This is a genomic window from Exiguobacterium sp. s95, from assembly GCF_018618655.1.
GTDB classification, from domain to species: Bacteria; Bacillota; Bacilli; order Exiguobacteriales; family Exiguobacteriaceae; genus Exiguobacterium_A; species Exiguobacterium_A oxidotolerans.
In genome coordinates this window covers 13,121-26,632 of record NZ_JACSMM010000002.1, presented here as the reverse complement: position 1 = coordinate 26,632, position 13,512 = coordinate 13,121, and the positions used below count along the sequence as shown (strand labels likewise).

Sequence of the window (13,512 nt, the reverse complement as noted above, 5' to 3'; positions counted from 1 at the left end):
AAGATGTTCCCGTTCTCCGCCTGATTACGAGACGAAAAATGGGGACATCTACTACGATTTAAAGGATTATTTTAATTTTTCGAGTTCTTCATGGAAGAGTTGATCGAGGAGGGCCGGATTCGCCATCCCTTTCGTTTTCTTCATGATTTGACCGATGACGAAACCTTTTTTCCGGTCTCGTCCACCCACGAGTTCTTCGACGACAGCCGGATTTGCTTCGAACATCTCGACGATCAGTCCTCGTAAGAGACCCTCGTCAGAAATTTGAGCGAGTCCTTGTTCTTCGACATACTGACGCGGTTCGACACCCTGTTCGATCGTCGCCGCGAAAACTTGTTTCGCGATTTTCGAAGAAATCGTTCCACCGGCAATTAATTCGATCATCTCGGCGAGACGTGCCGGTGTCAGTTTGATTGTTTCGAACGTTTCACTCGACTTGTTCAAGTGTCCTTGTACTTCACCGACTGTCCAGTTCGCTGCCGCTTTCGGTTCTGCACCGGCAGCAATCGTCGCTTCGAAGTACTCAGCCATCTCGCGTGTGACGGTTAATTGTTTCGCGTCATACGCGGATAAACCGAGCGTTTCTTGATAGCGGACACGACGTGCATCCGGAAGTTCCGGAATCGCGGCACGAATCGCTTCTTTCCAGTCTTCGTCGAGGACGAGCTTGACGAGATCCGGTTCTGGGAAGTACCGGTAATCGGACGCGCCTTCTTTCACACGCATCAAGACAGTCTGTTTTTTCGCTTCGTCAAACCGAAGTGTTTCTTGACGCATGACGCCACCCGCTAACAAGAGTTTACGGTGACGGTCTTCTTCGAATTCGAGTCCTTTTAAGACGTTCCCGAACGAGTTGAGGTTCTTCAATTCGGTTTTTGTTCCGAACTTCTCTTGCCCGTAAGGACGGACTGAGATGTTACAGTCGCACCGTAACGAACCCTCTTCCATCTTCACGTCCGAGACGCCTGCGTATTGCAGGACTTCTTTCAAACGTTCGAGGTAGGCGACCGCTTCTTTTGGTGAACGCATGTCGGCTTCACTGACGATTTCAATCAAAGGTGCGCCCGTCCGGTTAAAGTCGACGACAGAATGATTAGCACCCGTATGGTTCATCTTCCCGGCATCTTCTTCTAAGTGGACCCGTTCAATCCGGAAGCGTTTTGTTTCACCGTCGACTTCCGCATCGATGAATCCATCAAACCCGATTGGCTGATCGAATTGTGAGATTTGGTAGGCTTTCGGCGTATCCGGATAGAAGTAATTCTTCCGGTCGAATTTTGTTTGATCGGCGACGTGGCAGTTGAGCGCCATTGCCGCACGAACCGCGAGTTCGACTGCTTTTTCATTGACCATCGGAAGTACGCCCGGGTGTCCGAGACAAATCGGACAGGTTTTCGTATTTGTTTCCGCACCGTACTCACGGGCACAGCCACAAAACATTTTTGTATTTGTATTTAGTTCGGCGTGGACCTCGATGCCGATAACCGTTTCAAAGTTCATAACGCACTCTCCTTATAACTTCGGAAGCGCGAATCCGCCCGTTGCAAGCTCGAAAGCATGCGCCGCACGATAGATCGTCGCCTCGTCAAAGTGTTTTCCGATGATTTGTAGACCGACTGGTAATCCGTCGACGAGACCTGCCGGGACCGAAATCGCCGGAACACCCGCTAAGTTGATTGGAATCGTCAAGATATCATTCGCATACATCGTGACAGGATCATCGTTTTGCGCACTGAGTTCGAATGCAGGTGTAGGTGCCGTCGGTCCGATGATGACATCATAGTTCGCGAGGACGTCATCAAAATCTTTTTTAATCAATGTCCGCGCTTGTTGCGCTTTTTTATAATACGCGTCGTAATAACCTGAACTTAACGCATACGTTCCAAGCATGATGCGGCGTTTTACTTCGTCGCCGAATCCTTGGGCACGTGAATACTTGAAGACATCTTCGAGCGCATCTGCTTCAGCACGGACACCGTAACGGATTCCGTCAAAGCGGGCTAAGTTCGATGAGGCTTCCGATGAAGCGAGTAAGTAATACGTCGCAAGCGCGTACTTCGAGTTCGGAAGGGAGACTTCGTCGACCGTCGCTCCGAGGGACTCGAGTTTTTTGATGGCTGCACGAATGTTGTCTTTCACAGATTCACTGACACCTTCGCCGAAGTATTCTTTTGGAACGGCGATTTTCAAGCCTTTGATATCACCTGTTAGTGCTTTCGTATAATCAATCCGGTCGACGTTCGCTGACGTCGAATCCATGTCACAATGCCCAGCAATCGCGCTGAGCAAATAGGCGTTGTCTTCGACCGTCCGTGTCAATGGTCCGATTTGGTCGAGTGATGACGCGAATGCGACGAGACCGAAACGTGAAACGAGACCATACGTTGGTTTTAAACCGACGACACCACAATAGGCAGCCGGCTGACGGATCGAACCACCTGTATCAGAACCGAGACTGAACAAGACTTCTCCTGCCGCAACAGCAGCAGCTGAGCCACCTGAAGATCCACCTGGAACGTGTTTTGTGTTCCATGGGTTACGGACCGGTTTGTACGCTGAATTCTCATTGGAAGACCCCATCGCGAATTCATCCATGTTCAGTTTACCGATCGTGATGGCACCTGCTTCATGTAAGCGTTCGACGACAGTCGCGTCGTGGGCGGGGACGAAGTTCTCGAGGAATTTCGAGCCGCATGTCGTCGTCATTCCCTTCGTGACGATATTATCTTTCACACCGATTGGTAAGCCGAACAATGGGTTTGCTTCATGTTTTGCGAGCTCATCCATCCGTTTTGCTTGTTCGAATGCGTCTTCATTCAAGGACAAAAAGGCGCCGACCTTCCCGTCAACACGATCGATTTGATCAAACGATTCTTGAACGAGATCCGATACTTTCACTTCGCCATCCTTGACGAGTGTATGCAGTTTTTTGACACCATGCTCAAAAAGTGACATCTCTGTGGTCTCCTCCTTATTCGAACACTGCTGGGACGCGGACTTGTCCGGCTTCCCAATCAGGTGCGAGTCGTTCTACTTCCGTGCGCGGAAGCGATGGACGTACTTCGTCTTTTCGTAAGACGTTCTTTAAATCAAGGACATGCGTCGTAGGTTCGACACCTGTCGTATCAAGTTCATTTAATTGCTCAGCAAAACCGAGAATTTTTTCGAGCTGAACCGTAAATTGTTGTACTTCTTCATCTGTCACGGCAAGGCGTGCCAAATGCGCCACGTGGCGGACTTGCTCTTCATTAATATTTGCCATGTCATTCCACCTCCGGAACTTTTGCAGTATATTTTACACTATTTCTAATCATAGCACTTTTTAGTCAGACAAAAAAGACGATGGTGCATCGGGGGGAGGTCCGCACCATCGTCTTTATAGGGGTAGCAAAGCTTTCGGGCGGAAAGCTTCTAGTAATTCATTACCCGTGCGACTGTTTTACAAAACAAAATAACAGAATATTCAAACTAAAAGATCAACCAGTAAATAGACATTGAAGATGATGACGATCGTCACGATACTCCAGGCAAGGAGTTTCATCTTCATCCCGTTCTTGAAGTCACCCATGATTCGCCCACTCGACGTTGCCCGAATCAATGGAATCAGCGCGAACGGAATCCCGAACGATAAGGCGACCTGACTCCAGATTAAAGCACGCGTCGGATCAAATCCCGATAACAACAATACAATGGCTGGTGCCATCGTGATGCTCCGACGAAGGAAAATCGGAATCTCAATCTTTAGGAACCCACGCATAATCGCATCGCCGGACATCGTCCCGACACTTGATGATGCAAGACCGGAGACGAGTAAGGCGACCCCGAACAGGTAGGGTGCTGTTCCACCGAGCGATGTCCCGAGTCCTGAAAAAATACTTTCAAGTGTCGCTGCTTTTTGATCGGTTCCGAAGAAGACTGTCGCCGCGATGACGAGCATCGCCCCATTGACCGCCCCTGCGATTAACATCGCTGCCCAAATATCAAGTGTCTGAATCTTCATCAATCCTCGTTTATCCGCAATTTTCCCCATCCGGCGTTTCGTCAAATCCGAGTGCAAATAAATCGCGTGCGGCATGACCGTTGCCCCTAACATCCCGGCAGCAAGGACGATACTCGGTGTTCCCTCGAATCCGGGAATCAAGCCCCCTGCCATGTCCCGCACGTTCGGCTCGACCTGAATGACTTGGATCGCGAATGCAACGGCAATGACGAGGACCAGTCCAGCGATGACGGCTTCGAAATGGCGTAAGCCCTTCCGTTCAAAGCCGAGAATGACGAACGACGCGATGGCTGTTAACAGCGCAGCGATTTTCATATCAATATTAAATAACAAATGAAATCCGAGTGCGGCACCAACGAATTCCGCGAGATCCGTCGCCATGGCGACGAGTTCCGCCTGTGCCCAGTAAAACAGTCGGGCGACAGGTGATAACTCGTCCCGGATGACTTCCGCCAAGCTCATATTACTGACGAGTCCAAGTTTTGCTGACAACGTTTGGATGACGACCGCCATCAAGTTCGCTGCGACGATGATCCAAAGTAATAAAAATCCGTACTGGGCGCCGGCCGTCATGTTCGTCGCAAAGTTCCCCGGGTCGAGGTACGCGACGGCGGCAACAAAGGCCGGACCGATAAATTGTCTTTTTTTCAATCGTTCGACCGGTGCTACCGGTTGACTGACCATATTGAACACCTCTCTTTAGTTGCAAGTATACGCTTTTCTTTCCTTCAGGCAACATACATGCTTCACGGAAATACTTATTAACAAAGTAAACTGAATCATTCAGTCCTGAAATCAAGCCATCTACCATTCTTTTTGACCGCGCATTCTAACCACAAAAAAAATCGAAGTTCACATTCAAGTGAACTTCGATCAGATTGTAGACAAACGCTGATGAAGATTGAAGCTTATCTATTCGCATACTGTCTTACTGCGCTTCCCCGTCTTGACTCGTCTTCACGGCAATTCAAGACGAATTGCGCCCTAAACTGCCTGCATACCCGGCTTTCCGTCACGGTATCACCTAAAAAGCATCACGTTTCGTTGACTCCTACGGGAAAAGACGCTTGATTTCCCGATAGCACGTTGTCTACAGTCTGAGTTCAGTCCTTACATGACCTGCTGTTCACTCACACGATTTTCTGCTCTGGTTTGACACCTTTCAACTGCGCCTTTACTTCATCAAACTCACGGTAGACCGCTTCGCTTGGTTCAGCCGTCGCCAGACTGACGACAACGAGTGCAATCGTCGACGCGAGGAATGCAGGAATCATTTCATACATCTCCGAAATATAGAACGGTAAATCCTTCACGTACAGTTTGACTAAAATCCAGGCGATGACGACGACGGATCCCGTCAGCATCGAAGCGAGTGCTCCCGCTTTGTTCATCCGGCGCCACAGTAAGCTGAACAAGACGACCGGACCAAAAGCAGAACCGAATCCTGCCCACGCGTACCCGACGAGTGTCAAAATCGATTTTTGTGCGCCGAACGATAACGCAATGGCAAGTAAGGCAACTGCCAGCACCATGATACGACCGACGAGCATCAACTCTTTGTCTGAAGGCGTCCGCTTCATGAAGCGTTGATAAAAGTCATTGGTCGCAGCACTCGAAGAGACGAGTAGCTGTGTCGAAATCGTCGACATGATGGCAGCGAGTAACGCTGCGAGTAAGAGACCGGTAATGAAGCCCGGGAATAGATCACGCGAAAGCTGAATGAAGACGTTCTCCGGGTTGTTCAGCTCAATCGCCTGTTGCGTAAAGTACGCATAACCGAATAATCCTGTCACCATCGCGCCGATGATGGAGAAGGTCATCCAGACCATCCCAATCCGGCGGGCCGACTTCATTTCACTCAAGTTACGTATCGCCATGAAACGGACGATGATGTGCGGCTGACCAAAGTAGCCGAGTCCCCAAGCGAGTAAGGAGATGATGCCGATAATCGTCGTTCCTTTAAACAGTTCAAGTTTTGAACCATCCGTCGTCCGAATCGTCTCGAGCGTCTCATTGATCCCGCCGCTCAGTGAAAGGGCGACACCCGGAACGATCAAGAGCGCGATGACCATGATCATCCCTTGGACGACATCCGTCCAACTGACGGCGAGGAATCCGCCAAGGAACACGTAGGCGATGACGACACCGGCTAAAATCCAAAGACCCGTCGTGTACTCTAAACCGAAGACCGCTTCAAACAATCGGCCGCCGGCGACAAACCCGCTCGATGCGTACATTATAAAGAATATTAAGATAACTCCAGCTGAAACTGTACGCAACACACCACTTTTGTCATGGAATCGTTTTTCGAAATAGTCGGGAATCGTGATGGCGTCGCCCGCATGCGCGGTATACGCCCGCAGACGTGGCGCAACAAGCAACCAGTTTGCATAAGCTCCGAGCAATAGGCCGATCACGATCCATCCACTGGACAGACCAGTTGCAAACATCGCACCCGGCAATCCCATCAACAACCACCCGCTCATATCGCTTGCTCCGGCTGAGAGTGCAGTGACGACGGGCCCGATCGTACGTCCTCCAAGCATATAATCATTCATGTTTTTCGTCCGGTAATACGCCATCACGCCAAGCGTCACCATCAGACCGAGATACAGTAAAATCGCTAACCACATTCCGTTCATCCTTGCTCCCCCTTTTCTATGGTGTATAAAAAAAACGGATATGCAGGTCGCATACCCGTTTCATCTATTAAACACTAATTCAGAACATTTCTGAAGTCGTTTTTGCTTGCAAGTGGAGTGTTAAATAATCCGGTCCACCGGCTTTTGAATCCGTTCCCGACATGTTGAAGCCGCCAAACGGTTGGTACCCGACGATTGCACCTGTACAACCACGGTTGAAATAGAGGTTCCCGACATGGAAGTTCGCCCGTGCGTACTCTTGGTTTGTCCGGTCTTGTGTGATGACTGCCCCTGTCAAACCGTACTCCGTGTTGTTCGCGATCGCGATTGCTTCTTTAAAGTCTTTCGCTTTCGTGAATGCAACGACCGGTCCGAAGATTTCTTCTTGCATCAAACGATCCGTCGGTTGAACGTCGGCGACGACCGTCGGTGAAACGAAGAAACCGGTTGAATCGTCAGCCGTTCCGCCTGCTGCAATCCGTCCTTCTTGTTTTGCGATATCGAAGTACGACGTGATTTTTTTGAATGCCGCTGCATCGATGACAGGACCGACGTTGTTCGTCACGTCGACCGGGTTCCCGATGCTCAGTTTTGCTGTATTCGCAACAACTTTTTCGAGTAACTCGTCGTAGACGGAGTCGAGTGCGACGACACGTGAACACGCTGAACATTTTTGACCTGAGAAGCCGAATGCTGCTTTTGTGATCATGTCTGCCGCGTAATCAAGATCGGCTGACTCATCGATGACCATCGTGTCTTTTCCGCCCATCTCTGCGATGACACGTTTGAGCCAGATTTGACCGTCATTTAATTTCGAAGCACGTTCGTTAATCCGGAGACCGACATCACGTGAGCCTGTGAAGCTGATGAAACGTGTTTTCGGGTGGTCGACGAGGTAATCCCCGACTTCTGCCCCTGGTCCCGGGATGAAGTTCAAGACGCCAGCCGGAAGACCTGCCTGCTCCATGACTTCAACGAATTTAGCAGCGACGACTGGTGTCGTCGATGCCGGTTTCAAGAGAATCGGGTTTCCGGCGACGATTGCCGCAACCGCAGTCCCTGCCATGATCGCGAGTGGGAAGTTCCATGGTGAGATGATGACCCCGACACCGAGTGGGATGTAATCGTAACGGTTGTATTCACCCGGACGACTCTCGACTTTTTTGCCGTCTTTTAAGACGAGCATCTGACGTGCATAATATTCAAGGAAATCGATTGCTTCTGCTGTATCCGCATCTGCTTCGTTCCATGGTTTCCCAGCTTCTTTGACGAGGTACGCCGAGAATTCATGTTTGCGTTTACGGATGATGTTCGCCGCTTTGAACAGGACGTCCGCACGAACACTCGGATTGACGAATTTCCACGTTTCGAATGCTGTGACAGCTGCCTGCATCGCATCCTCTGCGTGTGCTTGTGTCGCTTTTGAGACACGTCCGACGATTTCTTCTTTGTTTGCCGGATTGACCGAAACGATTTTATCTTCCGTCGTCACATGTTTGCCCCCGATGACGAGCGGATAATCTTTTCCTAGCTCTTGCGATACGAGTGCAAGTGCCTCCTCGAACGCTTTCTTGTTCGCTTCTTGTGAGAAGTCCGTGAATGGTTCGTGTTTGTACGGAATCATCTCTATTCCCCCTTTATACATACTTTTAATCGCTTACATTCTCCATTGTACAGAAGCATGACGCCGCTTACAATTATTCTAGTCAAAAAAAATGAGCAGGCTACGTTCTCCCGCTCACGTTTCGCTCGAATTATTCAGTTGCTTGGGAAAAGACGATCTCTTCGTTTTGGATTGAGACCTTGACGTCCTGCTCCTGGAACAACCACTCATCTTGATCGGAGACGACGAAATGAATCCCGTCCACGACTTCTTCGACAGCTGCCCGTTCGACTTCTTCCATATGGACACCGACCGAAAATCCTTGTGTCAAATCCGTCGATCCGCCGTATTTCGCGAAAAAGCGAATCGTGTCGCCTTCCTTCGCTTCCATCTCATCTTTAAAGTATTGTAATGCTTCATCCGTTACGTGAATTTTCATGTTTTATCCACTCCCCTTTAGACTAGTGTACCTATTTCCTACTCAAAAAAGCGAATATCCTGTATGGTGAAGACAGTAAACACTTCATTCCATCATTCCTGTTGATTCTGATTTAGGAGGTCCTATATGAAACGATTAATCACAGCTCTACTATCAACGAGCATTCTGTTAGTCGGATGTGGGAACGATTCCACTTCCTCTACAGATACTGAATCCCCGAAGACGACGGAAACGAAACAAGTTGCGCAAGCCGATCAAGCCGTTCTTGATGTCTATCAAGCCTATCAAGATACGTTAGGGAAAACGGGATCAGCTGATGCAAAAGCACTCGCTAAGATTGAGTACACGGGTGAGTCCGAACCGTTACGCGCAGCAGCGATTGGTGCTAAAAACCTGAACGTCACGCCTGGCAAGGTCGTTAAAAGCTTCCAACAAGGCGACGTCGCCTATATCATCCATGAATTCAATGATGCGGATGGGTCCCCGCTCCCAAACCGTGCGTCGAAGTTATTCCTGAAAAAAGATGGGGAATGGAAAGCTGTCATCGCACCAACGACCTTTGAACCAGCCGTCTTCACGACGCTCGCTGAGATGTTTGATTCATTTAATGCAGACGAATACGGTGTCAATGCCAAAGCAGCAGAAGCCGTCGGGAACACACCGGAAGATGAACAGGATAAAGTGTTCACACGCGTCAATGCCCAAACCGACTATATGGCACTCGAGATGAACAGTAACATCTTAATGATTTACGGTATGGCACTCGGCAACGAAGGCAATCCCGAAGTATTAGTCGATTATTATTCCGATTACGCGGACTGGTATGTCGATGAACAAGATCTATTACTCAAAACTGCGAAGGCCGGAACAGACTATGAAAAATATTTAATCGCACTTGACCCATTAAAGGAAAGCTTACAAAAGAAACTCGGAAAATACGCTGATCAACTGAACATGGAACTAGGTTAAAGGAGGACTCTTTTATGAACGCACCGACATTTACGTTACCGAACGCTACAGGCGAAGACATTTCACTCGCCGATTATCGTGGTAAGAAAGTCATTCTCTACTTCTATCCGAAAGACTCGACACCGGGTTGTACGACGGAAGCCTGTGACTTCCGTGACGCGACGGACGCCTTCGCGGCTGAAAATACCGTCATCCTCGGGATCTCCGCTGACAGTCAAAAACGGCATCAAAACTTTATCTCAAAATATGAACTTCCGTTTCAACTTCTCTCTGATGTCGATCATACGGTCTGCGAACAGTATGGGGTCTGGCAACTCAAAAAGAACTACGGTAAGGAATATTATGGGATCGTCCGTTCAACGTTTTTAGTTGATGAGGCGGGTGAATTAATCCGAGAATGGCGGAGCGTTAAAGTTAAAGATCATGTTACTGAAGCCTTAAACTACGTAAAATCACTTGATTAAAAAGAAAAACACGCTACTGATGTAGCCTGTTTCAATGTAGACAAACTCTTATGAAGAGTAAATATGCTATAACGAGAGGCAAAGTTCGCGGTTCTAAACGATTCGAGACGGATTGCGCTCTAAACCGTCTCCATGCCCGGATTTCTGTCATGGTATTACCTAAAAAGCGTCACGTTTCGTTGACTCCTACGGGAAAAAGTGCATTTTTAACGCGACTTGCAGAGGCAGACAAGCCCCTGCTCGTTGTCCGTTAGGATCAAGGAGCAACGGCTTGCGCCTCGCCCGAGGAAAGCAACGAAAAAAGACGCTTTCATCTTCCGATATCACTTTGTCTACACGCTGACCACGTTACGGATGTAGCGTGTTTTTTAATTTTACAATCATTTTATCGCTACCAATTTTATCCTTTCAAAAATTTTTTTCACATAAAAAACCTTGGCATTACTCATATTTTTAATGTTTTTGAAATAATCTGAAAATATTCTATTGATTTTTCTGAATATTGTATTTATTATTAGAAACAAGTTGATCCGGTGCTTTCCTTCAACAAAAGTAAAAGGCGATGACCCCTCTTATTTTTTTTCATAGGACACCGGATCGCTCTAACTACCGGGTACTCATTTTATCATCATATATATTTATTCTTGGGAGGGAACTTATCATTATGAAGAAGAAAAAAACACTCGCACTCGTTGGTGCACTAACAATCGCAGGATCAAGCTTGGCAGCTTGTTCATCAACAGATGACTCGAAAGACACATCCGGCTCGAAAGACACTGCAAAATCAGATGACAAGCAAGTCTTGAATTTAACAAGCGGATCAGACATCCCGGCACTTAGCCCGACAGTCGCGACAGACTCTGTTTCTTTCACAGTTTTAAACAACGTTCAAGAAGGTCTCTTCCGTCTTGATGAAAACCAAGAGCCGACACCAGGTGTTGCAGAAAGTGTTGACGTCTCGGAAGATGGACTTACATACACATTCAAATTACGCGATTCAAAATGGTCTGACGGCAGCGATGTCACAGCAAAAGACTTCGAATATGCTTGGAAACGTGTCCTCGACCCTGATAGCGGTTCGCAATATGCTTATATCATGTATGTCATCGATGGAGCGGAAGGCTACAACACTGGTAAAGGGAAAGCGGAAGATGTCGGTGTTAAAGCAGTGGATGACAAGACACTCGAAGTTAAGTTGACACAACCTGCAGACTACTTCAAAGCCTTGACTGGATTCGGTTCATTCATGCCGCTTAAGCAGGAATTCGTCGAAGAAAAAGGTAAAGATTTCGCGAAAGATCCTGAAAACTTCCTTTACAACGGTCCATTCCAACTAACAGACTGGAAAACAGAAGTCGGTTGGTCGTACAAAAAGAACGATCAGTATTGGGATGCTGACGCAGTTAAACTTGAAGAAGTTAACTACAAAGTCGTTAAAGAAGTTTCAACGGCTGTCAACCTGTACGAAAAAGGCGACATCGATACAGTCGGTTTGACAAGCGAATTCGTCGATCAATATAAAGATGATGAAGATTTCCAAACACGTCTCGATGCATCAATGTACTATATCCAAATGAACTTCAAAAACGAATTGCTCAAAAATAAAGATATCCGTAAAGCGATCGACTCAGGATATGACAAAGAACAAATGGCGAAAGTCCTCTTAAACAACGGTTCAATCCCGGCATACTACTATGTCCCGCAAGAATTCGCAAATGGTCCGGACGGAAAAGACTTCCGCGACGGCAACGAAGGCTTCGGTTCATTCGATGCTTCATCTGCAAAAGCATCATTCGAGAAAGGTCTAAAAGCAGAAGGCAAAGACAAAGTTAAACTCGAGCTTCTCTCATATGATGATGACAACTCGAAAAAAATCTCTGAATACCTCAAAGGTGAATGGGAGAAAAACCTTCCTGGTCTTGAAGTAACAATCAAGCAGCAGCCATTCAAAAACAAATTAGATCTTGAATCGAAAGGTGAATTCGAACTTTCATTCGCTGGTTGGGGACCTGACTACCAGGATCCAATGACGTTCCTCGATATGTGGATGACTGGTGGACCGTACAACCGTGGTAAGTACTCAAGCGAAAAGTACGATTCACTCATCAAATCTGCAATGAAAGACGCGAATGCCGAAACACGCTGGCAGTCACTGAAGGATGCTGAAAAAGTCTTACTCGAAGACGATCAAGCAATCTCTGTCATGTACCAACGCGGTGCTTCCCTCTTACGTAAACCTTACGTTAAAGGAATCGTCAACCACAAAGTCGGAGCGGATACTTCGTTCAAATGGACATACATCGAAGGAAGATAAGCATACAAGATCTCTAAAGGCCAGCCTCGCTTTACGCGGGTCTGGTCTTTTTTTCCATATGGGGCGAATGTACTGTTTTTTAAATATTGATTAAAAAGTGGTAACATTCTGTTTTCATTTGTATTACTTCCATTTATACTTATGCAGAAGAAACTAAATTCACTTTTTTTTACAATAATTCGCGGTAATTCTTCAGATTTAATGAAAAAGTGCCGATACATTCTATATAGAGGACTTTTGCCTCAACACTACGATTATTTAGGAAGGAGGACTCATCTTTGAAGCAACGTGTACTGACGAGTCAACAAACATTCACAGAAGAACAAATCGAGATGATTGAAGCCATCCGTGCAGTCGGCGAACTGATTCAAGACCGGCCACGCCGGACGATCTACCGCCGCTATGCCGTTATACATGGTTGGCCATTACCTGAAAACATCATCCGTCAATTCGGTTCGTGGCCGGAAGCTTTATCTGCCGCAGGTTTTGAATGGCATATCGATCAGCAACCGGAAGAGCTGGAGCGGGCACCGAAATATACGAAAGATGAAATTCTGAATTCTTTCCACCGGTATGCGAAAGATGTCGGTTCGACGATTACCTTGAAGAAGTACCAAATTTGGCGGAAGTCGGTTCACCATGCACCGAGCCACTATCATATTGTGAAGATGTTTGGTTCTTGGCATGATGCCTGTACAGCAGCAGGACTCGAAGCAAGCGTCACGTATTCGAAAGCTGAGCTTGCGGCATCACTTCGACAAGCAATTGAAGAAGTCGGATTCTCATTGTCTTTTGAAGCTTACCGTGAGTGGGCGAAGCGAAACAACAAACCCTCTACAAAAGCATTGCTCCATCGCTATGGTTCATGGTCAGCCGCTATTCATGCGATCGAGAGTGAAATCCGTATGAGTAACCAACAAGCGCAATAATCAGTCTAGTGCATTCATTTTCTTCTTGTTTTATAGTTCACACGCTAAACAGACCAGTCGAAACCTCGACTGGTCTGTTTCATGTTTAATAGTAGTGGCCGATGCTTCCGTGAAAAGATGGAAGCATCGGCCACTTGATTTGATGTAGGACG

Annotated in this window: 11 protein-coding genes; 4 read left to right on the top strand and 7 right to left on the bottom strand. The window is 47.5% G+C overall.

Annotated elements, in window-relative coordinates; translation table 11 throughout:
* Positions 1-66: 66 nt before the first annotated feature.
* The 7 genes from gatB to KNP99_RS04790 form a co-directional block, all read right to left on the bottom strand.
* Positions 67-1,500, bottom strand: coding sequence for an Asp-tRNA(Asn)/Glu-tRNA(Gln) amidotransferase subunit GatB (gene gatB / locus KNP99_RS04820; RefSeq protein WP_088837831.1), 1,434 nt, complete (start codon positions 1,498-1,500; stop codon positions 67-69).
* A gap of 12 nt (positions 1,501-1,512) precedes the next feature.
* Complete coding sequence (gene gatA, locus KNP99_RS04815) at positions 1,513-2,955, bottom strand: Asp-tRNA(Asn)/Glu-tRNA(Gln) amidotransferase subunit GatA (RefSeq protein WP_214807167.1); 1,443 nt, start codon at positions 2,953-2,955, stop codon at positions 1,513-1,515.
* 16 nt (positions 2,956-2,971) lie between these two features.
* The gene (gene gatC, locus KNP99_RS04810; protein ID WP_088837833.1) at positions 2,972-3,262 is read right to left on the bottom strand and encodes an Asp-tRNA(Asn)/Glu-tRNA(Gln) amidotransferase subunit GatC; all 291 of its coding nucleotides are present in this window, start codon (positions 3,260-3,262) and stop codon (positions 2,972-2,974) included.
* Positions 3,263-3,463: 201 nt separating this feature from the next.
* On the bottom strand, positions 3,464-4,684 hold the full coding sequence (locus KNP99_RS04805; RefSeq protein ID WP_088837834.1) for an Nramp family divalent metal transporter: 1,221 nt from the start codon (positions 4,682-4,684) through the stop codon (positions 3,464-3,466).
* A 446-nt stretch (positions 4,685-5,130) separates the two neighbouring features.
* The gene (gene putP / locus KNP99_RS04800) at positions 5,131-6,642 is read right to left on the bottom strand and encodes a sodium/proline symporter PutP (RefSeq protein WP_285800494.1); all 1,512 of its coding nucleotides are present in this window, start codon (positions 6,640-6,642) and stop codon (positions 5,131-5,133) included.
* 79 nt (positions 6,643-6,721) lie between these two features.
* The gene (gene pruA / locus KNP99_RS04795; RefSeq protein WP_029331525.1) at positions 6,722-8,266 is read right to left on the bottom strand and encodes an L-glutamate gamma-semialdehyde dehydrogenase; all 1,545 of its coding nucleotides are present in this window, start codon (positions 8,264-8,266) and stop codon (positions 6,722-6,724) included.
* Between the two features lie 130 nt (positions 8,267-8,396).
* On the bottom strand, positions 8,397-8,684 hold the full coding sequence (locus KNP99_RS04790) for a HesB/YadR/YfhF family protein (protein WP_088837836.1): 288 nt from the start codon (positions 8,682-8,684) through the stop codon (positions 8,397-8,399).
* 126 nt (positions 8,685-8,810) lie between these two features.
* Between KNP99_RS04790 and KNP99_RS04785 the strand changes: the two genes are divergently transcribed.
* The 4 genes from KNP99_RS04785 to KNP99_RS04770 all read left to right on the top strand — a co-directional run bounded on the left by KNP99_RS04785 (position 8,811) and on the right by KNP99_RS04770 (position 13,360).
* Entirely contained in the window at positions 8,811-9,653 is an 843-nt protein-coding gene (locus KNP99_RS04785; protein WP_215193050.1) for a hypothetical protein, read from the top strand.
* A 14-nt stretch (positions 9,654-9,667) separates the two neighbouring features.
* Positions 9,668-10,117 (top strand): thioredoxin-dependent thiol peroxidase, encoded by a 450-nt coding sequence (bcp, locus tag KNP99_RS04780; RefSeq protein WP_214807164.1) that lies wholly within the window; start codon positions 9,668-9,670, stop codon positions 10,115-10,117.
* Positions 10,118-10,781: 664 nt separating this feature from the next.
* Positions 10,782-12,431 carry a peptide ABC transporter substrate-binding protein gene (locus KNP99_RS04775; RefSeq protein WP_214807162.1) on the top strand — a complete coding sequence of 550 codons (1,650 nt, stop codon included), beginning with the start codon at positions 10,782-10,784 and terminating at the stop codon, positions 12,429-12,431.
* A 278-nt stretch (positions 12,432-12,709) separates the two neighbouring features.
* Complete coding sequence (locus tag KNP99_RS04770; protein ID WP_088837840.1) at positions 12,710-13,360, top strand: homing endonuclease associated repeat-containing protein; 651 nt, start codon at positions 12,710-12,712, stop codon at positions 13,358-13,360.
* The last annotated feature ends 152 nt before the right edge of the window (positions 13,361-13,512 follow it).